At 63.1% G+C, this 21,312-nt stretch carries 23 protein-coding genes; 14 read left to right on the top strand and 9 right to left on the bottom strand.

The features are described from left to right. Positions 1-59: 59 nt before the first annotated feature. The 3 genes from NMAG_RS11845 to NMAG_RS20975 form a co-directional block, all read right to left on the bottom strand. Positions 60-740, bottom strand: a complete 681-nt coding sequence (locus NMAG_RS11845; RefSeq protein WP_004215378.1) for a LysE family translocator — start codon at positions 738-740, stop codon at positions 60-62. Positions 741-1,018: 278 nt separating this feature from the next. Continuing rightward, positions 1,019-1,297 (bottom strand): hypothetical protein, encoded by a 279-nt coding sequence (locus NMAG_RS22130; protein WP_049939270.1) that lies wholly within the window; start codon positions 1,295-1,297, stop codon positions 1,019-1,021. A gap of 282 nt (positions 1,298-1,579) precedes the next feature. After that, on the bottom strand, positions 1,580-1,900 hold the full coding sequence (locus NMAG_RS20975; protein WP_004215380.1) for a hypothetical protein: 321 nt from the start codon (positions 1,898-1,900) through the stop codon (positions 1,580-1,582). 442 nt (positions 1,901-2,342) lie between these two features. On the opposite strand from NMAG_RS20975, the gene NMAG_RS11835 reads away from it, so the two are divergent. From NMAG_RS11835 to NMAG_RS11810, 5 genes are all read left to right on the top strand, one after another. Then, positions 2,343-2,957 (top strand): hypothetical protein, encoded by a 615-nt coding sequence (locus NMAG_RS11835; protein ID WP_004215381.1) that lies wholly within the window; start codon positions 2,343-2,345, stop codon positions 2,955-2,957. 239 nt (positions 2,958-3,196) lie between these two features. Next, positions 3,197-4,654 (top strand): aldehyde dehydrogenase family protein, encoded by a 1,458-nt coding sequence (locus tag NMAG_RS11830; RefSeq protein ID WP_004215382.1) that lies wholly within the window; start codon positions 3,197-3,199, stop codon positions 4,652-4,654. Positions 4,655-4,922: 268 nt separating this feature from the next. Beyond that, positions 4,923-5,486 carry a class I SAM-dependent methyltransferase gene (locus NMAG_RS11825; RefSeq protein WP_004215383.1) on the top strand — a complete coding sequence of 188 codons (564 nt, stop codon included), beginning with the start codon at positions 4,923-4,925 and terminating at the stop codon, positions 5,484-5,486. 204 nt (positions 5,487-5,690) lie between these two features. Next, on the top strand, positions 5,691-6,392 hold the full coding sequence (locus NMAG_RS11820) for a peroxiredoxin family protein (protein ID WP_004215384.1): 702 nt from the start codon (positions 5,691-5,693) through the stop codon (positions 6,390-6,392). Positions 6,393-6,835: 443 nt separating this feature from the next. After that, positions 6,836-7,639, top strand: coding sequence for a TlpA family protein disulfide reductase (locus NMAG_RS11810; RefSeq protein ID WP_004215385.1), 804 nt, complete (start codon positions 6,836-6,838; stop codon positions 7,637-7,639). 23 nt (positions 7,640-7,662) lie between these two features. On the opposite strand, the gene NMAG_RS11805 is transcribed toward NMAG_RS11810, so the two are convergent. The 3 genes from NMAG_RS11805 to NMAG_RS11795 form a co-directional block, all read right to left on the bottom strand. Next, entirely contained in the window at positions 7,663-10,194 is a 2,532-nt protein-coding gene (locus NMAG_RS11805; protein ID WP_004215386.1) for a DNA topoisomerase I, read from the bottom strand. Positions 10,195-10,397: 203 nt separating this feature from the next. Further along, positions 10,398-10,673, bottom strand: coding sequence for a hypothetical protein (locus tag NMAG_RS11800; RefSeq protein WP_004215387.1), 276 nt, complete (start codon positions 10,671-10,673; stop codon positions 10,398-10,400). A 170-nt stretch (positions 10,674-10,843) separates the two neighbouring features. Further along, complete coding sequence (locus NMAG_RS11795; RefSeq protein WP_004215389.1) at positions 10,844-12,244, bottom strand: serine hydrolase; 1,401 nt, start codon at positions 12,242-12,244, stop codon at positions 10,844-10,846. Between the two features lie 225 nt (positions 12,245-12,469). Here NMAG_RS11795 and NMAG_RS11790 point away from each other — a divergent pair, with 225 nt between their 5' ends. Beyond that, positions 12,470-13,972, top strand: a complete 1,503-nt coding sequence (locus NMAG_RS11790) for an MATE family efflux transporter (protein ID WP_004215390.1) — start codon at positions 12,470-12,472, stop codon at positions 13,970-13,972. 127 nt (positions 13,973-14,099) lie between these two features. On the opposite strand, the gene NMAG_RS11785 is transcribed toward NMAG_RS11790, so the two are convergent. Together NMAG_RS11785 and NMAG_RS11780 are read right to left on the bottom strand one after the other, a co-directional pair. Beyond that, on the bottom strand, positions 14,100-15,644 hold the full coding sequence (locus NMAG_RS11785) for a flippase (RefSeq protein ID WP_004215391.1): 1,545 nt from the start codon (positions 15,642-15,644) through the stop codon (positions 14,100-14,102). A gap of 89 nt (positions 15,645-15,733) precedes the next feature. Beyond that, positions 15,734-16,132: an FxLYD domain-containing protein gene (locus NMAG_RS11780; RefSeq protein WP_004215394.1), complete on the bottom strand. Its 399-nt coding sequence runs from the start codon at positions 16,130-16,132 to the stop codon at positions 15,734-15,736. Positions 16,133-16,323: 191 nt separating this feature from the next. Between NMAG_RS11780 and NMAG_RS11775 the strand changes: the two genes are divergently transcribed. From NMAG_RS11775 to NMAG_RS11755, 5 genes are all read left to right on the top strand, one after another. Continuing rightward, a complete protein-coding gene (locus NMAG_RS11775; protein ID WP_004215395.1) occupies positions 16,324-17,115 on the top strand; it encodes a DUF2103 domain-containing protein in 792 nt (263 codons plus the stop codon). A 152-nt stretch (positions 17,116-17,267) separates the two neighbouring features. Further along, complete coding sequence (locus NMAG_RS11770; RefSeq protein ID WP_004215396.1) at positions 17,268-17,483, top strand: hypothetical protein; 216 nt, start codon at positions 17,268-17,270, stop codon at positions 17,481-17,483. A 141-nt stretch (positions 17,484-17,624) separates the two neighbouring features. After that, complete coding sequence (locus NMAG_RS11765; protein WP_004215397.1) at positions 17,625-17,888, top strand: eL43 family ribosomal protein; 264 nt, start codon at positions 17,625-17,627, stop codon at positions 17,886-17,888. Between the two features lie 96 nt (positions 17,889-17,984). Then, entirely contained in the window at positions 17,985-18,119 is a 135-nt protein-coding gene (locus NMAG_RS11760) for a DNA-directed RNA polymerase subunit P (RefSeq protein ID WP_004215399.1), read from the top strand. Between the two features lie 229 nt (positions 18,120-18,348). Beyond that, a complete protein-coding gene (locus NMAG_RS11755; protein ID WP_004215400.1) occupies positions 18,349-18,624 on the top strand; it encodes a KEOPS complex subunit Pcc1 in 276 nt (91 codons plus the stop codon). A gap of 54 nt (positions 18,625-18,678) precedes the next feature. Here NMAG_RS11755 and NMAG_RS11750 read toward each other — a convergent pair whose 3' ends face one another. Further along, positions 18,679-18,861: a hypothetical protein gene (locus tag NMAG_RS11750; RefSeq protein WP_004215401.1), complete on the bottom strand. Its 183-nt coding sequence runs from the start codon at positions 18,859-18,861 to the stop codon at positions 18,679-18,681. Between the two features lie 112 nt (positions 18,862-18,973). On the opposite strand from NMAG_RS11750, the gene NMAG_RS11745 reads away from it, so the two are divergent. The 3 genes from NMAG_RS11745 to hflX all read left to right on the top strand — a co-directional run bounded on the left by NMAG_RS11745 (position 18,974) and on the right by hflX (position 21,309). Continuing rightward, positions 18,974-19,375 (top strand): prefoldin subunit beta, encoded by a 402-nt coding sequence (locus NMAG_RS11745; protein ID WP_004215402.1) that lies wholly within the window; start codon positions 18,974-18,976, stop codon positions 19,373-19,375. A gap of 6 nt (positions 19,376-19,381) precedes the next feature. Further along, entirely contained in the window at positions 19,382-19,660 is a 279-nt protein-coding gene (locus NMAG_RS11740; RefSeq protein ID WP_004215403.1) for a DUF3194 domain-containing protein, read from the top strand. A 239-nt stretch (positions 19,661-19,899) separates the two neighbouring features. After that, positions 19,900-21,309 carry a GTPase HflX gene (gene hflX, locus NMAG_RS11735; RefSeq protein WP_012996677.1) on the top strand — a complete coding sequence of 470 codons (1,410 nt, stop codon included), beginning with the start codon at positions 19,900-19,902 and terminating at the stop codon, positions 21,307-21,309. Positions 21,310-21,312: the final 3 nt, after the last annotated feature.

Raw genomic sequence — 21,312 nt, 5'->3', positions numbered from 1 at the left:
TGAGTGGTGACTGTTGGGCCAGCACCGATCGACTCGCATCACAGGGCAGCGTCTGCCGATCAAACGAAACTCATCGCCCCGATACCGAGAAAGAGCGCACCGAAGCCCGCCAGTACGACCGCGCTGAGCGCTGCGATCGTCGGCGCGAGGGCGTCGACTCGACGACCCGCCGCGACCAATCCGGCGGGGTAGGCGACGATCCAGACCGCGATACCGCCGAAGAAGCCGAGCAAGAGTGCGGGCGAGCCGGTCTGGACGACGAGCGTTCCCGCGAGGACGGAGTCGAGTGCGGGGACGTGGGCGAAGATATCGAGGCTGCCGGGCTGGAGGAGTCCGACACCGACGGTAAGCCAGAAGCCAAGCTGGTAGGGGTTGGTCAGCGAGAGGGCGAACGTCTTCCGGAAGCCCTTGGCCGTGGTGGTGCCGCCGTCGGTGAACGAGGTGGCGGCTCTGGCTTCCTCGATCGCGCCGACGGCAAAGTAGCACATGAGGACACCACCGACGAGGTAGAGTGCGGGTCTGATAGCGGGGTACTGGTCGATGACGGTGACGACGCCAGCGAGCACGAGGACGAAGAAGAGCACGTCGGCGAGCATGGCCCCGAGGCCGGCCCAGAAGCCGGCGGCCCAGCCGCGGACGACGCTCTCCTCGGCGATGATGGCGTTCATCGGCCCTGGCGGGGCTGCGAGGGCGATGCCGAAGACGACGCCCGCCAGGAGTGTTCCTGCGAGAGTAAGCACGTGTAGTCGAGTTTAGTAGGTGGGAAAATGTGAAAAGGACAGCGACCTCGGCGAAGCGGAACAGCCTGGTTTCCGTGTCGATTCTCCTCTCGTACCTCAACGAACCGTGACCAACCTGCTGGCCTGGGGCTGTTGCGACTCGAGTACACCTGGCAAGAACGGTCGTCAGTATAGTACCAACTGCAACTGTTTACACACCAATCGCACGTCCGCGGTTCTCACTCACTTCGTTTGCTCGCGGGTCACGTTGTTCCCCGCTCGCTGTCCGCGGTTCTCACTCACTTCGTTCGCTCGCGGGTCACGTTGTTCCCCGCTCGCTGTCCGCGGTTCTCACTCACTTCGTTCGTTCCGAACCGCGCTCGCTCCGAACCGCGCTCGCTCCGAACCGCGCTCGCTCCGAACCGCGCTCGCTCCGAACCGCGCTCGCTCCGAACCGCGCTCGCTCCGAACCGCGCTCGCTCCGAACCGCGCTCGCTCCGAACCGCGCTCGCTCCGAACCGCGCTCGCTCCGAACCGCGCTCGCTCCGAACCGCGCTCGCTCCGAACCGCGCTGCCATCGTTCGATTGGGTGTGCACTGACGTTGAGTGGCGACTATAGTTTCACCACTGCAGCGAGAACGAATCCGAAGCACACTCGCGTCCCGGTTTCGGACCGGACTCCCACCGTCGATACAGTATCGACGGAGTAGGGTGGGCGTGGTGGTGGTAGGTGGTGATGCGAAGGCGGTCCCGAATTGTGGTGGTTCCGGGGACCGGAGACTGTCGCCACACCCGAGAGTCCGGCTGACCGACGGGACTCGAGTACCCTTGCGGTATTTGGTCTCGTAGCGGGTGACTCGCTAGTCCCGTTGGTCCCGTTGGTCGTGTTGGTTGTGTTGATCCTGCTGGCTCCGGTTGTGGCGTCGCTCTCGTCTGTTACGTCGCTTCCGTCGCTCCTCTCGCTTCCGAGCGAGTAACCCGGGCGCGACACGACAGCCGCAGGGGCCGGCGATGGCGTCGGTAGGGCCGATAGCGCTGACGGTGGTAACTGGCGTCTGGCAGCGCGGGCAGGGGGTGAGCGTGTCGGGTGGATCAGTGTCGGCGTTGGTGTTGCCGTCGCTGGCAGTTGCGGTGGCGGTGGTAGTGGTGGTATCGTCGTCCGCGTCCGACTGCTCACACATCAGTCTCACCCACAAGCACGTTGGACACGTCGAACTGGACAGTCAGCACTGTCTGCGACGGAGACGAGGTATGGCGATTCCGTGGTCGTGCGGGACGTTTATATCCCGGTAGAACGTATGCAATCATGGCTGCAAGCTGACCGCTTGGAAGCCATGCCTCGGATGTCATCACCATCCGGGGTTTTCGTACCCTTACTGGCTGGCTTCCGTTCTAATTGTTGACTCGTGGTGACTTATATCTACCGCTCAGACTGAGAATTCAGTCCTTCCCTACGTCTCTCATCGGTACAACATTCGCGAGCACTCGAGTACTGTTTGTCCACGTGTGACTGCAAGACGGTACTGTGTAGGGTTGGTGCGGTCATCACCAAGAAAACCGCATACTACTCAGACCAAGAACTAAACAGCAGCCTTTTCATTTCCTACGAAGACCAGTAACACAATGAACGGTTCCGGGAAGAAAGAAAATACACACGAAACCGACTGGGATGGTCCCACAGAATCGAGGCTATCCAGATGGGGCGGATCTGTTCCACTGCCCTTCCTACTGGGTGTCGCGATCGTCGGTAGTTTCGCCCTCGGCGCGCTCGCTGTCGGCGGACTGTCGATTCTGGACGAGACACCACCGGACCCCGAGATTGAGTCCGTCGAAATTCTCGAGGCAGGGTGTCACGATGAGGTGTCTGCATACTCGAAATCGAGCAGCAGTGGGGTGTGGGTCGGAACAATCAACGACACCTCGATAGACACCGAGGTGTCGGCCGAAATACGCCGGACCACACCGGAGGATGCAACCGTCGCGGCGTATCGGGTATGGGTCGACACGCACAATACGACGACCGAATCCGACGAGTGCCCCGGCCGAATCATCTACAGCGTCGAGTTCGACGCCCCGTATCCTGATGCAGCAGATGCGATGCGGACCGAACGGTACCTCGACGACGAGTTCCGAGGCTGTGGCTATTCAACCAGTGATCCCGAGCCGGGCTGCGCCGCCTTGCACGAAGAGCGCCCGGTTCACTACTCCAACGGCACTGTCACAGAAGAGTCTCTGTGAGATGGATCACTTCCATCACGAGAGACGAACGATGAGAAACAAGGGTTGAAGCGAGACTAATCATTCATTTAACGTAACTCCACTAGGTATCACCACACGAATTCGAACCAGAAATGAAAACAGGTGTGGTTAACACCTCCAGAACCGGACACCAGCAATTATGTAACCGGTCACCCATCCTAGAGACGACGACTCGACGGGCACGGCGACCCGCAACGAGTCAACCCCATACGACACCCATGGCACCAACACCCGATTCAATCCTGTACGACAGCTACGGCCCGCACATCGACGGCGAGTTCGTCCGCTCGGCGGGCGACGACCAGTTCACGACCACCGATCCCGCGACCGGCGAGCCGATCACCACGCTCGACGCGGCCAGCGCCGACGATGTCGACCAGGCCGTTGCAGTCGCTCGCGAGGCAGCCCCCGAGTGGCGCTCGACCGCCCCCGACGAACGCGGACGGATCGCAACCCGCATCGCGGACACCATCCGCGACAACGCCGACGACCTCGCACACCTCGAGAGCTACGATCAGGGCAAGCCGCTCACCCAGGCTCGCAGTGATGTCGAGGGTGCGGCCCGGTTCTTCGAGTACTACGCCGGTGCCGCGGACAAACTCGAGGGCAACCAGGTCCCAACTGACGAGGACTCGCTCATCGTCACCTCTCGCGAGCCCTACGGCGTCAGCGGCCAGATCATCCCGTGGAACTTCCCGCTGAACCTGACCGCCCGCGGCGTCGCGCCAGCCATCGTCGCGGGCAACACCGTCGTCGCAAAGCCCGCCCCCACAACACCGCTTTCGGCCCTCCACCTCGCCGAACTGTGCCGTGAGGCCGGTCTGCCGGACGGCGTGTTCAACGTCGTCCCCGGCGGCAGTGAACCCGGCGCAGCCCTCTCCGCACACGACGACGTCGACGCGCTCACGTTCACCGGCAGCGTCGCCACCGGCCAGGCCGTCATGGAGTCCGCCGCGAAGACCATCACCCCCGTCACGCTCGAACTCGGCGGAAAGAACCCAGCCATCGTGATGCCCGACGCCGACCTCGACGAGGCCGCCTTCTGGATCGGGACTGGCATCTTCACCAACGCCGGCCAGATCTGTTCGGCAACCGACCGCGCGCTCGTCCACGAATCCGTCTACGACGAGGTCGTCGACCGCCTCGTCGCCCGCGCCGAATCCACCGAGCTCGGCCCCGGCGTCGACGACCCCGACATGGGCCCGCTCAACCACGAGGCTCACTACGAGTCCGTACTCGAGTACATCGACGCGGGACGCGACTCGGACGCCACACTCGCGGCGGGTGGCGAGCCACTCGAGGGCGACGGCTACTTCGTCGAGCCGACGATCTTCACCGATGTCGACCCACAATCCCGACTTGCGCAGGAGGAGATCTTCGGCCCTGTTCTAACGGTGATTCCGTTCGCCGACCGCGAAGAGGCGATCGAAATCGCGAACGACGTCGACTTCGGTCTGACTGGCGGCGTCTTCTCGAACGACGTAAAGCAGGCGCTGTCGATGGCGCGCCGGATCGAGGCTGGCAACGTGTACGTCAACGAGTGGTTCGGCGGATCGGTCGAGACACCGTTCGGTGGGGTGAAAGCGAGTGGAATCGGCCGCGAGAAGGGACTCGAGGCGCTCGACTCGTACCTGCAGACGAGGACGATTACAGTGAACCTCGACGAGCGAGAGTGAGCGCTCGCCCCGTCGGCTACCTACGGCCACCGAATACGACTCCGTGCCGTGCTGTGGCGTGCTGTGGCGTGCTGTGGCGTGCTGTGGCGTGCTGTGGCGTGCTGTGGCGTGCTGTGGCGTGCTGTGGCGTGCTGTGGCGTACTGTGGCGTACTGTGGCGTACTGTGGCGTGCTGTGGCGTGCTGTGGCGTACTGTGGCGTACTGTGGCGTACTGTGCCGTATTGTGCCGCGCCACAGCAATCATACCCTTCAACCGCGAACGAGAGCTATGGGTTTTCACACCTTCGACCCCGAGCGCGCACCTGCACTCGAGGACGCGAGTCGCTACCGCTGGTGTTCACGCGAGGAACTCCTTTTCTTGCTCGACCCGCGCGGCGAGCACGCCGTTGCCGACCTCGGCAGCGGAACGGGGTTCTACGCGGACGATGTCGCGCCACACGTGGACACACTCTATGCGATCGACATCCAGGACGAGATGCACGAGTTCTACCGCGAGAAGGGCGTTCCCGAGACTGTCGAAACCGTCCACGCTGGGACTGATGATCTCCCGCTGGCCACCGACAGCCTCGACGCGGCCTTCTCGGTCGATACGTACCACGAGTTCGCAAGCGACGAGAGTCTGGCCGAGCTCGCGCGGGTGCTCAAACCCGGCGGCCGACTCGTCACAGTCGACTGGTCTGCAACCGGCGATCAGGACGCCGGCCCGCCGCTGACGGAGCGGTTCTCCCTCGGCGATGCAGTCTCGCAGCTACAGGATGCTGGATTCTCGATTCGTCGGGCGATCGACCGGCGGGAGACGTTCGTCTGCGTTGCCAACGCACCCGATCGTTGACATTCTCTCCGCGCTGAAGCGTGAGGGTTTGTGCCTGTTCATCCCAGAACGCCACCCTGCGATCTGAACCCATGATCCTTTGTCGATCGCTGACGTGTCCCTAGCTATGCATCCACGGCTGCGTCCGAGCAACCAGACTGACGACAGTGCCGGTCGGTTGGCCGCACGAATCGAAACGACACGGGCGGACAGCCTCGCGCGGCGATGACGGGTGTGGGGCCGACGCGTCGTGAACTCGCTGCCGGAACAGCGGGACTCGGGCTGTCGACGCTTGCGGGCTGTCTCGGAGTTCTGGAGTCGAACGAGCCGACAGACAATGGTGATGAGAGCGAGAGCGAGACTGACGACAACGACGACAACGACGGCTCCGCCGGTACCCCGTCGCTCCCCATAGACGTCCCAACCGTCGACGGCCCCGGCAGCGAGGCTGGCATGCTGACGGTCCCCACCGACGGCATCTTGCTCATCAACTTCACCCGACTCCACTGTCCGACCAGTGAAGGGCTCCTCGAAACGATCGGGGACGCACGCGAGCGACTGATCGCTGAGAGCGAAGCTGAAGAGACTGATGATGACGATGGCGACGATGGCAACAACGATGGCAACACCCCACTCGAGTACACCGTCGGCCGAGGAGAGGACCTCACAGTTATCTCCGTCGTCAGCGGCGTCTCGGGAGCGACGCCGACCGAGGAGGAACTCGGGGAGTGGTGGGCCGAACACGACGGCAACTGGACGGTCGGCATCGACGAAGAGAACTCACTCTTCGACATCTACGGCGTTCGGAGTGCACCAGCGACGCGTATCATCGACAGCGAGGGCGAACTCCAGTGGGAAAGCGATGGCGGCACGGCGACGGGAAGCTACGTGAGCGCAGCGCAGTCGGCACTCGAGTCCAACGAGTAGGTTGCTGCTGAAATCGAGGCGAACAGCGAGAGCGATTTCAACGAGGCTGCCAGCGAGTCGCGAGACACCGGGACGATTGTAGCTGGCATTCGTCGCGCGAACCAGTGCACCCATTTTCCTGGAGTTCGTACTATCACGTATGATACCCCGGCGACCCGCTGCGCTGGGACACGCTCGTTCCCCGCACCGATTCGTTTGTCGCTTTCGAGTCGGCTCGGCGTCGAACCCGCGAGTTGGTTCGCCGTCGATTTCGTGGCCGAATCCACTGCCGAATTCGTCGGACTCGGGTTCGAGGGCTGTTCCGTGTTCGGGCTTCGACCCAGACCCAGGTCCATGTCTAGGTTCAGACCGATACACGGACTCCTGCCAAGACACAGAGACAGACACAGACCACCCCCGAGTCGTACACACCCGGCACACAAATCCCCTGGAGGTGAGAGCGAATGCGTCGGCGTGATCTCATCGCTGGCGTCGGCAGTCTTGGCGTTCTTGCCGGCGCTGGCGGCGTCCTCTGGCGCGGTATCCCCGTCGGAGACGAGCCGCCAGCGGCGGATGCGGGCGGTGACGAAGACACCGAAGATGACGACAGCGACGGCCCGATTGTACTCGAGACGATCGACGCAACGGGCAGCGAGGAGGGGACGATCGAGGTGCCAAACGACGGCGTCACCGTTGTCATGTTCTTTTCGCCAAGCTGTGGCTCCTGTCAGGCGCTGATGCCGAACCTTCGTGAGGCGAGCGATCAGTTGAACGAGGAGTACGGTGACGACGTCACCATCGTTTCGGTTACGTCGAACCGATCGGAAGACGAGTTACGCGAGTGGTGGGACGAACACGACGGCAACTGGTACCTCGGCCACGATCCGGGACGGACACTCGGCGTCACCTATCAGGTGGTTGGCTACCCGGTGATTATCGTTATCGACGAGAACGGGGAGAAACACTGGGATGAGAACGGTGTCATCAACCCGAGGCAGATCTACTACGGTGCTGCGCCGGTGATCGACGAGTACCGTGAGCGGACAGAGGCGGCCGACGATGCTGACGATGCCGAAGAGGAGCCGTCAGGGACGGATTCGGAGGGGGAAGAGTCAGACGACGAGGGGTCGGACGAAGAAGGATCGGACAGCGAGGGATCGGACGGCGAGGATAGTGAGGGTGAGGCCACAGACGAGGACGATGAGAGCGGGGATAGTGCTGAAAACGAAGAAAACGAGGATGTCGAGGAAGCAGAGACAGACGACTAGCGCGGCCGCAGGTGTCCAGTCACCTACGCGCTCGCCTGCCAGTTTCTGATTCGGTCCGCGCTGACGCCGTCGACATCCTCGGCGATCGAATCGGGGTCGGCCTCGGTCAGATCGGCGAGACTCTCGATACCCGCTGCAGCGAGCTTCTCGACCGTCTTCGCGCCGACGCCGTCCAGTGACTCGAGATCGGAGCCGCTCTCGCTCTCGCGCGCCTGAAACTCCTGGTAGTTACAGATCGGACAGCCCAGTTCCCACGGCTCGTCACCGCTGTGAATCACGAGTTCGGGCAGGTCGTGCTCGCCGCAGTACTCCTCGGTGACCTCGATCTCGCCGCGGCGGGGCAGCGGCAGCGAGTACTCACAGTCGGGGTAACGCGTACAGCCGACGAGTCGAGAGCCACTCTGGAGTGTCTTGACAGCGAGTTCGCCGCCGTGTTCGTCCCCGCATTCTGGGCAGTCGCCGAGCACCGGCCCCTCGCCAGCGTCTTCGGCCTTACACAGTGGACAGCCGTGAACGAACGTCTGCCGGCCGGCGAGCATCTTGACCTCGTTCAGGTCATGTTTCTCACACTCCTCATCGAGGATGAGTGGTTTGCCAGTCGAGGGCAGCGGTAGCGTGTTCTCACAGTCGGGATAGCCGTCACAGCCGATGAAGTACGAGCCGTGGCGACTCCGGCGTACGAGCAGGTCCTCGCCACACTCCGGACACGGCCCCAGCCGTTTGTCGTCCTTGAGGGATTTCCGGAGGTGATCACCAATCTCGTCGCGCGAGTCCGCGAGATTTGCGAAGATTTCTTCTAACATCTCCCGGGACTCGTTGGTCACATCCTCGAGTCCGGCCTCGCCCGAGGCGATGGCGTCCATGTCCTGTTCGAGCTGGGCCGTCATGTCCTCCGAGACGACGCGGTCAGCGTAGTTCTCGGCGGCCTCGACGACGGCCATCGCGAGCTTGGTCGGCCGCGGCGGATCGCTCTCGATGTAGCCCCGGTCGTAGAGCTTCTGAATCGTCTCGTGGCGAGTCGACTTCGTCCCGATGCCCATGTCCTCCATGGTCTCGATGAGCCGCGACTGGCCGTACCGTCGGGGTGGCTGGGTCTGTTTGTCCTCGAGTTCGACGTCCGTGATCGTGATCTCCTCCCCTTCCGAGACGTCGGGGACGTAGTTCTCCGTGGTGCTGAAGTACGGGTAGACGTCGTGGTAGCCGGCTTTGTCGAGGCGCTTGCCGTTTGCCTTGAGCCGGTGGGCTGCGACCTCGGCGACGACTTTGAGGTGCTCCCAGATGGCGGCTTCGGCAACCGTCGCGTAGAATCGGCGGACGACGAGCTCGAAGACCTCCCACTCGTCGTCGCTCACATCGCCGCGGGAGGGAATCTCGCCGGTCGGATGAATTGGCGGGTGGTCGGTCGTCTCCTCGTCACCTTCTGTGGGTTCGATCTCGTCGGCCTCGAGGAGCGACTCGGCAGACTCGCCAAGCGTCGGGTGCCCGACGAAGTCGTCGAGCAGCTCCTCGGGGTCGAGATCGTCCGGGTAGACGGTGTTGTCAGTTCGGGGGTACGTGATGTAGCCGGCAGTGTAGAGGTCCTCCGCGATGGACATGGCGCGCTTTGCGGAGTAGCCGAGCGCACTGGCCGCCCGGATGAACTGGGTCGTGTTGAACGGTGCGGGCGGCGAGTCGGTACGGGTGCGCCGGTTGACGTCGACCACGGTCGCCGTGTCGCGCTGAGAGAGCGTCTCGAAGACATCTTCGGCGACGGCTTCCTCCCAGACGCGCTCGGCCTCGTTGCCGTCCTCGTCGCGGTAGAAGTACTGGGCCTCGAACGCCTCGCTCTCTCGCGGTTCGTCACCGCTCGACGTTTCCGAGGCGCGTTGCGCCTCGCTACCTTTGGCTACGTCGGCCACAAGCTCCCAGTAGTCCTCCGGATCGAACGCCTCAATCTCGCGCTCGCGGTCGACCATCAGCTTGAGCGTCGGTGACTGCACACGGCCGACCGAGATGAAGTCGTTCCCGAGCTGGCCCGCAGAAAGCGAGAGGAAGCGAGTGAGCGCGGCCCCCCAGACGAGGTCGATGATCTGACGCGCCTCGCCCGCCGCGGCCAGGTCGAAGTCGAGTTCGTCCGGTTCGTCGAACGCGTCCTGCACCTCGTTCTCCGTAATCGAGGAGAAACGCACGCGTCGGATCGGCACCTCCTCGTCGACCTCGCGGACGATGTCGTAGGCTTCCTTCCCGATGAGTTCGCCCTCGCGGTCGTAGTCAGTCGCGATGGTGACACGGGTTGCCTTCCGCGAAAGAATTCGGAGCGTGGCGACGATGTTCTCCTTCGTCGCCGTCTTCTCGATGCTCGCGTCGATGAGTTCAACGGGTTCGACGTCCCGCCAGTCCGAATATTCGGACGGGAAGTCGACACCGACGACGTGGCCCGAAAGGCCCACGCAGCGCTTGCCACCCCACTCGTAGACGTTGACGCCGTTTTCGCGGCTCGAATCGTACGTTCCACCCGACAAAATGTCCGCAATCCGCCGCGCGGCGTTGTCCTTCTCCGTGATAATTAGCTCCACCGCCGATCACTCCCTCGATCAGGCGCGGTGTACTCGAGTCCAACTGGCCGAGTCTCGGTCATACTCGCTGGCTACGACTGAGGATTTGATAACGCTTTCGCCAAAATCGGCAGACTGCGCGGGTGTGCGTGCGATACGCGGGCGGTGCGCTCGCGTGCGCGTAGGTTGGTCGCGTGGCGTGCGTTTCCCACACGTGTCGCCGCTCAACTCGAGTGGTCTGTGTCCGTTCCGACGGCCTCCGTGCTGTCATCACTGTCTGCCGCACCCGCTGGTGGAGTGCCTGGAAGGGAGAACGGGTCTGCATCGTCGGGATCGTGGAACTCGTCGTCTTTGTCCGAGATGTACAGCACGAGTCCGAGCAGTCCCGTGAGGAACACGAATCCGGCCCACTTGGCGGGTCCGTGAATTCCCGACCGCTTGCTGTCCCAGTAGACGAGGGCTGCGAGCGGCCCGAAGAGAATCGTATACAGGACCGCCAAGATTGCCAAAGTCCTCCACAACATACTATAATCCAACTAACCAGCTGTTAATATCCTACTCTTCATCAGGTCACTATCGATCGGCGGGCGAAATTACGTTGGTTGCACAGCAGTCGGTCATACGAGACCAGCGGTCGGGTCAAGACGAAAAAGCGAGAGAACGGAGTCCGCTACTGCTTGTGCAGATGCCAGCGGTCGATAAACAGGCTCACGTCACCACCATCAGCCGCTCCCACACCATCACCCTCGAACCGCACCGGCTGACGCTCGCCCGACACCGTCGGAACGTAGAACTCTCCCGACTCCAGATCCGTCGGCACCAGCGGCGTCCACGACCCCTCCTCGATCGGACCACCGACGCGCAGGCGCAGCGCACCACTCTCGACGACGACTTCGGCCTCCTTGATCCCGCGGTAGGTCTCGTACTCGCCCGCGAGGGACTCGAGTACCTGCCGGCGAGCGAAGAACGGAATTTCGCTGGGATCCTCGCCGACCAGTGCGGCGAAGACGGCCTGGCTGAGTTCGGTGAGGCCGTAGCCCGGTGAGGCGTTGGCGAGCAGGGCGATCCCGAGATCCTGTTCGGGTGCGAAGCCGACGGCGGCCGTGGAGACGGCGATTGAGCCGCCGTGACCGATGAGGTCGTGGCCGCAGACCTCGCGGGTCCGCCAGCCGTAGCCGTACGGACCGGACGGGGTGTCAGCGTACGCGCCGTAACACTGCGAGAGGGTGTCCTCGCCGAGCAGACGCTCGCTGGTGTCTGTGACGCCGCCGTTCAGGTGCAGTCGGAGGTACGATGCGAGGTCGGTGACGGGTGCGAGCAGGCCCCCGGCGGCCGCGCTCTGTTCTCGGATGGGGAGCGCTGCCGGTTCGAGGTCGGCGTCCTCGTCATCGTCCTCATCGCCTGGGAAGTACGGCGTCATCCGATCGTCGAAGCTGGTGTACGTCTCTTCGTCGTAGGTCGAGCGCTCCATTCGGAGCGGCTCGAGTATCTCCCCTTCGACGTAGTCGGTGAACGACTCGTCGCTGACGGCTTCGACGACTTCGCCGGCGAGCGTATAGCCCGAGTTGCAGTACTGCCAGTGCTCTCCTGGTTCGCCCGCGATTTCGTCTCGTGCACCTTCGATGTGGGCGTAGACATCGTCCATCGAGCCGAGTGGGACGTTCGACTCGCCGACCTCCATCTGGCGCGCGATCAGGGCCTCGCTGGCCGCGAGCGACGGGTAGCCGGAGGTGTGGCTCAGCAGGTGGTGGAGCGTCACGTCGTCGGGAACGTCGATATCGAGATAGTCGGTCGCGGCATCGTCGTACTCGAGTTCCCCCGCGTCGACGAGTTGCGCGACGGCGAGTGCGGCGAAGGACTTCGAGACCGAGCCGATGCCGTAGACGGTGTCAGGCGTCGCTGGATCGTTAGCAGCGAGGTCACGCGAGCCGTAGCCCTGCGCGTACAGCAGTTCGTCGCCATCCGTGACGGCGAGGCTCAGTCCGGGGAGTTCGTCCTCTCGGAGGCGTTCACGGAGGAACGAGTCGATTCGGTCGATCGTCGCCGCGTCCAGTGTGTCGGCAGCGGTCATGGTGGCCACCTCCCAGTCGGTGGCTATCAATATTCAGGTACCCCACAGGACGCACCGGTATCAGTACTCGAGACGAGTTGGCTGTCCGTTTGCTCGTTCGTACTCGAGTCGACTCGACTCGAGTCAAGTCAAGTCAAGTCAAATTTCTGGCACCCGAGCCGGCAACTCCACACGGGAAGCGAGCCCTTTTCACGGCCCCGGCTGAGACACGGACAAGAGCGATACGTGTCAGCGACGGAATCGGAGGACGAGCGAAAGCGGGTGGATATGACGACGGGAGCGATCCCGCCGAAGCTGTTGCACCTGGCGTGGCCGCTCGTCCTCGGGAATCTCCTGCAGACGGTCTACAATCTCGCGGACATGTTCTGGGTCGGCCAGATCGGTGACGGTGGCGTCTCGGTCGCTGCGGTCTCGCTCATGTTTCCGCTCTCGTGGATGTTCGTCTCGACAGCCATGGGGATCACCGCAGCCACTATCGCGCTTGTCTCCCAGTACGTCGGCTCGGGTGACGATCGGATGGCAGACCGGGTTGTCGGCCAGACTATTCTGCTGACGGTTACCGTCTCGGCAGTCCTCGCGGCGATCGGGCTCTACTTCCGGCGACCGCTGCTCATCCTCATCGGGGCGCGCGACGAGGTGTTCGTCGCGGCACTCGCGTACATCGAGATCATCTTCCTCACGCTGCCGCTGACATTCCTGTTTTTCGCATTTCGATCCTCGCTACAGGGTGCAGGAGATACGAAAACTGCGATGTGGCTCGTCTTCGTCTCGGCCGGGATTAACGTCGTGATCGACCCGTTCTTCATCCTCGGCTGGGGGCCGTTCCCCGAGATGGGAACTCGCGGTGCGGCTATCGCGACGTTCATCTCGCGGGCGTTCGCGACCGGCGTGGGCGTCCTCATTCTCCTCGATGGTCGGTTCGGCGTTCGGCTCAGACTTGGTGACCTCCGTCCGAATCTCAGTATCCAGCGCAAACTCGTCGACATCGGCTATCCGTCGACGATCGACGGCTGGGCGCGCAGTTTCGCCTCCGTCGCGATGGCTGGCTTCGTCGCCCGATTCGGCGCGAATCCGACGGCCGCCTACGGGATCGGGGTCCGGCTCATGTCCGTCACCTGGGCCGTCGCGGGCGCAGTCGGCAACGCGACGGCGACCGGCGTCGGGCAGAACCTCGGCGCGAAGACGCCGGAGCGGGCTGCAACGGTCACGCGCGTCGCGACTGCGGGAACGATGGCGTTCATTTTCGCCGTCGCCGCCATTCTGCTCGTCTTCCCCGCACAGGCCATGGGGATTTTCGTCGACAGTCCGGCGGTGATCGCCGAAGGTGTGCTCTTCCTGCGCATCATGGCACCCTTCTGGGCGCTGTTCGCCGGCGTGATGGTCATCCAGGGGGCGTTCCGCGGGGCGGGCAACACCCGCGAAGCGATGGTCCTCTCGTTCCTCTCGCGGTGGATCTTCCGGCTTCCCATCGCACTCGTGCTCGCGTTCGCCTGGACGATCACGATTCCTGGCCTCGGCATCACCATCGCTGCCCTCGACTGGGGAATCGAGGGTATCTGGTGGGCGTACTCGATCGGCATGGTGCTCTCGTTCGTCGTCGCCGTCGGCTGGTTCCGGCTGGGAACGTGGAAACAAGACGTCATCGGCGAGGGACGGGAGTCAGATGCAGCGTTCGACGGCGATTCGCGCGGTGAGATGGACGCCGATACGGAATCCGTCGACGACTGAGTCGCTACCGAACGAGAACGCGGAAGAAGGGCGAGACAGAGGGTGAGAGTGAGAATGAGAGTGAGAGTAGGAGAACCCCGCGAATCCAGCGAGCTCAACCAGTCCAACGAAAGGCTTCAGAATCGACTCAACTCACCGGCAACCACTTCTCGACCGTCGGGCTAAACTCTCCGATCATCTGGGCATCTTCGTCCGTGAACGCATCCGTCACGATCAACGTCGCCAGATAGACACTCACCACGACGACCGGCAACAGGGCCACGATAAGCAGATCGGACTCGAGTAGCACCACGATCGGAACTCCTGCAATCGTCGCGGGAATACCAGCGCTGATGATCTTGGCGAAGTCGCGGGTGAACAGGTGGATGCCGTCGAGGTAGTAGATTTCGGCGATCGTGAGGCCGCCGACGAGGAAGAGGGCAGTCGCGGAGCCGATTGCAGCGCCCTCGATGCCGAAGATGGGGACGAGCGCCATGGAGACGAGGAAGTTCGCGCCGAAGAGGACGAGCGTGTTTGCGAAGACGATCCGCGAGTAGCCCATACCCTGCAGGAGCGAGCCGTCGGGGCCGCCGACGGTGACGTTGAACAGGAACGCGCCACAGAGCAGGACGACGACGAGGCTCGCTTCGGCGTACTGTGGCGTGTAGAGCACTGCGAGGTAGGAACTCGCGCCGAGCGAGAGGATGATTGCGATCGGCAGGGTGATGCCAGCGATCCAGCGGGCGGCAACGCGGAATCGTTGCTCGACGAGGGCGGTGTCCTCGCGCGTTTCGGCGATGAGGGGTTTGAACACGGGCGACAGGGAGTTGAAGATAATCATCAGCCCGGAGCCGAGCATGTAGCCGACGCGGTAGATACCGACGTCGTCGGAGTCGAGGAAGAACCCGAGGACGAAGTAGTCGACGTGGCCCATCAGGACGAAGACGACGCTGGTCATCGCGAGCGGGAGCGAGTAGGTGAGCAGTGGGCGCGAGGCGACGAGTTCGGTGTCGACGGTGAGCAGGTCCCAGGCCTTGTAGGTGAACAGCGCCGCGCCGACGGTGATCGCGACGAAGAGGCCGACCACGTAGCCGGCGATGAGGCCGAGGAGGCCAAAGCCGGCGAGCAGGAGGGCGGCCGTGACGCCGAAACGAACGATCGGCCGGACCAGATCGCGCATGATGACGCGGTACTGGAGCTTCTTGATGCTGTAATAGGAGGTGAGCAAGACGTTATAGATCGCGAGCATCGGAATGGTGACCGACAGGAACAACAGCGCGATCCGCATCGACGGCTCCTGAAAGACGTCACCGATGTACTCCGATCCGGCCGCGAGTACGAACGCGACGAGCGCAGAGGTGATGAGCACCGTCGCGGTCACCTGCACGATGACGCCCTTGGCCTTGCCGTGCTCGCCCTCGTCCAGGTACTGCGGGACGAAGTAGTCGATCGCGAGCGGCAACCCGAGGTTCGCAAAGACCTGCATGAAGAGGATAACAGAGGTCGCGAGGACGAACAATCCGTAGACGGAGGGTGTCACGTATCGCGTCATCAACATGACGATCGCGAAGCCGAACGCGCCGTTCACGACGTTCCCGACGAACGTGATGCTGCCCTGTTTCGCGAGCGTCGAGACGCCTTCGTCGCGTGTCGCCTCGGTGCCAGTGTCGGTGTCGGTGTCGGTGTCAGTCATGGCCACGTAAGTTACCGTGGATCGGACCGCGATTCAGCCACCACCACGCCGTGACGTACCGCTGCCAGCACGCCGTCGACAGCCACACCTCATACCCCCGTTACCGGTTCGAGTTCGTACGCCTCGACCTCGGCCGCCGCTTCCCCAAAGTGGGGGAACTCGACTTCGAACGACCACTCCTCGCCCGACGTGACGTCCTCGTCGACGTGTTCGATGACGCTCTCGAGTTCCTCGCCTTCTCCGTCGAAGAACGTTGCCCGAATTTCGACGTAGTTCAGCGTCCGATCGCCGACGTTTCTGACGGCGGCCCAGACGAACACGCGTTCGTCCTCGGTGCCCGGATCGTCCCGAACCAGGTCGTCCCAGACGATTTCGATGTCACCCGGATCAGTGATATCCTCGCCGTTGTCCTCGAAGAACTCGAGACAGCCGGCTATGCCGACTGACGCGACCGCGCTCGCGGCGGCAAGGACCGAACGGCGATGCATCTGCAGAGTGTAGACGAGGCTGAGTCTTCAGCGTTCGGGTAGGAGTCGTTTGTCCAACACCAGGTCTCTGGACGCACCCACCCATTCACCCATCCACCTACCCACCCACTCGTGAGCCACCCCGGCCCGAAACCACACCATGTTCGAAAGCGGACGGATTTTACACGTCCGGTGCCAACCCCCACCATCGCATGGAGTGTCGCCACTGTGCCTCGCCGCTCGAAAAACCCGGGGACTTCTGTCTGATCTGCCGGGAACAGAACACCGAGGCGATCGTTCTCGACGTCGCACGCGATCGGGTGACACTCACAATGCTTGGGGCAGACGACGACCCAGCGCACACTAACTCGAGTTCGAACCCGAACCCGAACTCGAACTCAGGTCCGGACGGTGAGCAGAATCAGGTGCTCGGCGAGACGACGATTACGACCACACCGGAAGACGGCGAGAACGAACCCGTCGAACTGCGGAACTTTGCCGGACTCGTAGGCGACGAGATTCGACGCAAGCGCCCTAAGGAGGTCTACGCCGGCGGGGAGCGAGATGTGATCCGTGCAATTCGAGCGGACGTCCATCACGACTTCTACCGTGTCGCGGACGAGAATCCAGTTGAGGCTGTCCGCAAGCGACGCGGAACCCGCGCGCTCGATGTTGTCGAAACCCCGCCCGCGGAGAAGATCGGTGGCAGCCACTCGACGCTGATCGGCGGTCGCACCGGAATGCGTGCAATCCAGACCGTCGCCGGCCATCCACACGTCAAGAAGGTCATTCCCGGTCCGATCGATGCCGGCGGCAAGGGCTCACAGTCGGGGCTTCGCGCGAAGGTCACCCGCGCCGACAACGGCGGCAACGTTCGCATGCTTCTACGGGACGGCTCGAGTGTACAGGAAAATCGCGTCGTGACGACTGCCCGAGACCGGGAGATGGGAGAACGGATTCGTGCGGATCTGAACGACGTGCTCGCGGAAAGCGAGTTCCAGTAGCTTCCGGTAGCGTTCGAATTTGTCGGTTTTCCAGCCGTGGCCGCGAACGGGATGGCACGTTGAGACAAGTACTGTCACTATCTGATGGAAGTGACACGCGCTGCTGCTTGTCCGTTCTTTATCCGGACGGCTGTAATTAGATCTAATTAGCTATGTTCGAGCGCGCCGACGCGATCCTGGCAGCGATCCCGTTGCTCGCGGTGAGTGGACTCGCGCTTCGATCACTAATCACCGCTACGGGCGTCGGAACGGGACTCCTCGCGGCACCGTTGACTGCAGCGGGACCGTTTGCCGCCCTCGCGCTCGTCTTTCGCGAGTTGCTCACCGGGCCCGTGGCAACACACGCAGCGGACGACTCCGACGACTAAACGGCGACAGCGACCGACTCTGCCGCAACGAGGCCGACTCTGCCGCGACGAGGCCGACACCGACAACCGGGACGAACTGACGCACAGTGAGAATACCAACTCAACAGGTTTAAGAATCTACTGCGGATAGACAGCAGTACTATGGCCGATAAAGGACGAGTCGGCAGCGCGGGCCGCTTTGGCGCACGCTACGGCCGCGTTGCACGACGACGCGTCAGCGAGATCGAAGACGACATGCAGAACGCACAGGTCGACGGCGACGACGTCACCCGCGTCGGAACCGGCATCTGGAAGAACGATGAAACCGGGGAAGTCTTCACCGGCGGTGCCTACCGCCCAGAGACCCCAGCCGGCCGCACGGTCCGACGCTCGATCCGCGCTGCGCTCGCCGAAGACGACGAATAAACCGTCTAACGTAGGACGGAACTGAGAATTGAACGGACACACGACTACGACTACGACTACGACTGCGACGACACCCACTAACCCCACAACGTACCTATGAGCTACAAGTGCTCCCGCTGCAAACGCGACGTGCAGCTCGACGAGTACGGCGGCGTCCGCTGTCCCTACTGCGGTCACCGCGTACTCCTGAAAGAACGCAGCCGCGACGTGAAAGAAGTCGACGTCAACTGACGGCTCGACGGCCCGACGGCCCGACGGCCGATCGTCGACTGGCAACCGCTGCCCACCCGACCCACGAGCGTCGCTCTCGACACGCGCGGCCAACACTGAACCGACGAGACCTGAGGACGGAGGACGAGACCAGCCTGTTTCACTTCTGTGCCAGCGTCCAGCCTCCAGCGTCTCGCCGTTCGAGACCGTGTCGCGACTGTTTCACCACTACCGCAACACAGACAGCTGTATGGATACCCACGAAACCACACTCGAGTTCGAGTACGACCAGCCGTCGCGAGCGCGGATCGTTGCAGAGAGCGTCACCCGGGAAATCGGTGAAATCGACGACGAGCGCTCGCAGACGACGATCGAGCGCGAGGGAGCGGTCGTCACAGTTCGAATCGGGGCGGCCGACGTGATCGCGCTTCGCGCGGCGGTGAACACCTGGTTGTCGCTGCTTGACGTTGCAGAACAGACGGCGGCAATCGGTGTGGCTGCTGTCGAGGACGATAGTAGCCACTGAACGTCAGTGAACACCTGATCGCCAGACTGATCAGCGATCAGGGTGGAATTTGTTTCAATTGTCACTATACCGGCCGACCAGGGTGACGATATCCAACGGATAGACGACCAGTTCTCGCCAGGCGTCCTCGCGGCGGAGTGTCTGGCGGTCAAGACAGCCGGCGGTAAGTGCGGTTGGGAGCACCGAGAGCGACCCGACGAGTGCACCTCCCGCAGCGAGCGCGTCACGGCGTCGCATTGGTGGGTTCTCACTGCCGAACCCGGTAGTTCTGCAGGCTGCACCAGCAACCCCGAGACTGCGGCCGAACGCAAAGCTTGGCTTTATCAGTGCGGAGGGCGACGGTCGAGACATGCAAGGAAATCTGCCGCCAGAAGCACAGGAGAAAATCGAACAGCTACAGGACCTTCAGGAGACCGCACAGCAGGTCGCCGTCCAGAAACAGGAAACTGAGTCAAGCCTCACCGAGGCCCAGACGGCCCAGAAGGAACTCGAGGACATCGACCAGGAAACGACCATGTACCGACAGGTCGGCGAACTCCTCGTCGAGACGGACTACGACACAGCCGAGGACGACCTCGACGAGCAGGTCGACTCGCTCGAACTCCGCCTCGAAACCCTCGAGAAGCAAGAAGAGCGTGTCCAGGATCAGTTCGAGGGACTGCAGGAGGAACTCGAGGAACTGCTCGGTGGCGCAGGCGGCGGCATGGGCGGCCCAGCCGGCCCAGGCGGCCCAGGTGCCGGCGGCGCGTAATCGGCGATGTCGACCAGCGACTCGACCGACGAGCGGGCGGATGAGCCAACTGACGAGGAGGTCGTCCAGACGGCCGCCGAGGCCGCTGAGGGACTGATCTTCTCGCGATACAAGCAGTCCGACGTGCGTGATATGGACGTCACGGTGTCGTTCGAGGACGGCGTCCTCGAGGTCGACGTCTATCTCAACGCACCGGAACAGGACGACGGCACGGACCCGGACGAGGTTGCCGACGAAGCCGCGCGAACGGCGCGCGAGGCTGTCGACGACCTGTTCGGCGAGTAGCGGTTCGCCGTCGCCTGATACAATTCTCTACTGACGTACCCACAACTGATAAGTGTCGGTTCCTCGAACACAACTACGAGGACTATGGAGACCTCTTCTCAGTAGTTCGGTGCTTTCGCCCCGTCACGTCACAGCAGTTGCGACGTGTGTGAGCGGTGAGCACTGCCGTGTGTTCCGGCGCTAGCCGCCGGACCAGTATTGTCCCAGACAGCCATGACGCCACCACTATCGAGCAACCCATGTCACGATCACGAACGCATAATACACCGAACCGAACAGTCGTCGCGAGCAGATTGGATGCCGCCGCCAAGAGTAACGAGACCGATGACACCGACCAAACCGGCCAGGTTGGCGGCACCGACCAAACCGACCAGACCAACCAGACCGACCAAACCGACGAAATAGCCGCACTCGTCCGAGCAGCTGGCGACGAGGTCGTCGCGACCATCACACAGGCAGGCCGTGAGAATCCGGGCAGTTACCTCGGCCACGGAAAGGTCGACGAACTCGCCGAGACCGTCGCCGCAACCGACGCCAACCGCGTCGTCGTCGACGACGAACTCACGCCGAGCCAGCACCACACCCTCGAGTCAGCCATGCCAGCCGACACCGCGGTCCTTGACCGCCACCGACTCGTCCTCGAAATCTTCGAGGCGGGTGCGGGCTCGAGACGCGCGAAATTGCAGGTCGAACTCGCACAACTCCGGTACGACCTGCCGCGCCTGATCGAGTCGGCCGACGAGGGGCTACTCAACAAACAAACCGAGAAGGGGTCGCCCGTCTACGACGTCCGCGACCGGATCGACCGCCTCGAGCGCAAACTCGAGGAGCGCCCCGAGCCAGCGGCCCGGTTCCGCGAGCGCCGTCGCGAAGAAGGGTTCGACCTCGTCACGTGTGCCGGCTACACGAACGCGGGGAAGTCGACACTGTTGCACCGACTCGCAGACGAACTATCGATTTCCGACGCCAACTCGAGTTCGAAGTCGAACGATGACAGCTCCGACAAGGACGCGACCGCGGCCGTCAGGGATCGACTGTTCGAGACCCTCGAAACGACGACGCGCCGGGCGACGATCGATGGTCGACCGGTGCTCGTGACGGACACGGTCGGATTCGTCGACGACCTGCCACACGACCTCGTCGAGTCGTTCAGCGCGACGTTATCCGAAGCGGGTGCAGCCGATGTCGTCGTGCTTGTGGTCGACGCGAGCGACCCCGAATCGCGGTTCCGAGCGCGGCTCGAGGTCGCACTCGATGTGCTCGACGCCCAAACTGTCGCGGACGACCGGATCGTCCCTGCGCTGAACAAGGTCGACTGCCTCTCCGCCGACGAGAGCGCACGTCGGCTGACAATCGCCGCGGCGCACCTGCCGGACGCAGCTGCCGACCCGATTCCTGTGAGCGTACTCGAGGGGACGAACCTCAGTCGGCTCTGTGAGACCATCCTGGAACGGCTTCCGACCGAGACAGCGAACCTTCGGGTCCCGAACTGCGACGATGCGATGGCACTGGTTTCGCGGGCGTACGACCGAACGAGCGTCGAGACGGTCGACTACGACGACACGGTGACGATTCGGTGTCGCGGCCCGCCGCGAATCCTCGAGCAGTTACGGGCGCGAGCCGACCGGATCACCGCCGAACACCGTTAGGAG

The organism is Natrialba magadii ATCC 43099, from assembly GCF_000025625.1.
Lineage (GTDB): Archaea > Halobacteriota > Halobacteria > Halobacteriales > Natrialbaceae > Natrialba > Natrialba magadii.
The sequence above is the reverse complement of the archived record's forward strand: the minus strand, read 5'-3'. Positions and strand labels throughout refer to the sequence as shown.

What these genes read in the sequence shown, in the direction of transcription:
- NMAG_RS11780 (WP_004215394.1), bottom strand. Translation starts at nt 16,132, where the DNA reads ATGCATCGCCGTTCGGTCCTTGCCGCCGCGAGCGCGGTCGCGTCAGTC.
- NMAG_RS11745 (WP_004215402.1), top strand. Translation starts at nt 18,974, where the DNA reads ATGCAAGGAAATCTGCCGCCAGAAGCACAGGAGAAAATCGAACAGCTA.
- NMAG_RS11765 (WP_004215397.1), top strand. Translation starts at nt 17,625, where the DNA reads ATGGCCGATAAAGGACGAGTCGGCAGCGCGGGCCGCTTTGGCGCACGC.
- NMAG_RS20975 (WP_004215380.1), bottom strand. Translation starts at nt 1,900, where the DNA reads ATGTGTGAGCAGTCGGACGCGGACGACGATACCACCACTACCACCGCC.
- NMAG_RS11775 (WP_004215395.1), top strand. Translation starts at nt 16,324, where the DNA reads ATGGAGTGTCGCCACTGTGCCTCGCCGCTCGAAAAACCCGGGGACTTC.
- NMAG_RS11825 (WP_004215383.1), top strand. Translation starts at nt 4,923, where the DNA reads ATGGGTTTTCACACCTTCGACCCCGAGCGCGCACCTGCACTCGAGGAC.
- NMAG_RS11740 (WP_004215403.1), top strand. Translation starts at nt 19,382, where the DNA reads ATGTCGACCAGCGACTCGACCGACGAGCGGGCGGATGAGCCAACTGAC.
- hflX (WP_012996677.1), top strand. Translation starts at nt 19,900, where the DNA reads ATGTCACGATCACGAACGCATAATACACCGAACCGAACAGTCGTCGCG.
- NMAG_RS11770 (WP_004215396.1), top strand. Translation starts at nt 17,268, where the DNA reads ATGTTCGAGCGCGCCGACGCGATCCTGGCAGCGATCCCGTTGCTCGCG.
- NMAG_RS11760 (WP_004215399.1), top strand. Translation starts at nt 17,985, where the DNA reads ATGAGCTACAAGTGCTCCCGCTGCAAACGCGACGTGCAGCTCGACGAG.
- NMAG_RS11785 (WP_004215391.1), bottom strand. Translation starts at nt 15,644, where the DNA reads ATGACTGACACCGACACCGACACCGACACTGGCACCGAGGCGACACGC.
- NMAG_RS11820 (WP_004215384.1), top strand. Translation starts at nt 5,691, where the DNA reads ATGACGGGTGTGGGGCCGACGCGTCGTGAACTCGCTGCCGGAACAGCG.
- NMAG_RS11830 (WP_004215382.1), top strand. Translation starts at nt 3,197, where the DNA reads ATGGCACCAACACCCGATTCAATCCTGTACGACAGCTACGGCCCGCAC.
- NMAG_RS22130 (WP_049939270.1), bottom strand. Translation starts at nt 1,297, where the DNA reads ATGGCAGCGCGGTTCGGAGCGAGCGCGGTTCGGAGCGAGCGCGGTTCG.
- NMAG_RS11835 (WP_004215381.1), top strand. Translation starts at nt 2,343, where the DNA reads ATGAACGGTTCCGGGAAGAAAGAAAATACACACGAAACCGACTGGGAT.
- NMAG_RS11795 (WP_004215389.1), bottom strand. Translation starts at nt 12,244, where the DNA reads ATGACCGCTGCCGACACACTGGACGCGGCGACGATCGACCGAATCGAC.
- NMAG_RS11750 (WP_004215401.1), bottom strand. Translation starts at nt 18,861, where the DNA reads ATGCGACGCCGTGACGCGCTCGCTGCGGGAGGTGCACTCGTCGGGTCG.
- NMAG_RS11755 (WP_004215400.1), top strand. Translation starts at nt 18,349, where the DNA reads ATGGATACCCACGAAACCACACTCGAGTTCGAGTACGACCAGCCGTCG.
- NMAG_RS11810 (WP_004215385.1), top strand. Translation starts at nt 6,836, where the DNA reads ATGCGTCGGCGTGATCTCATCGCTGGCGTCGGCAGTCTTGGCGTTCTT.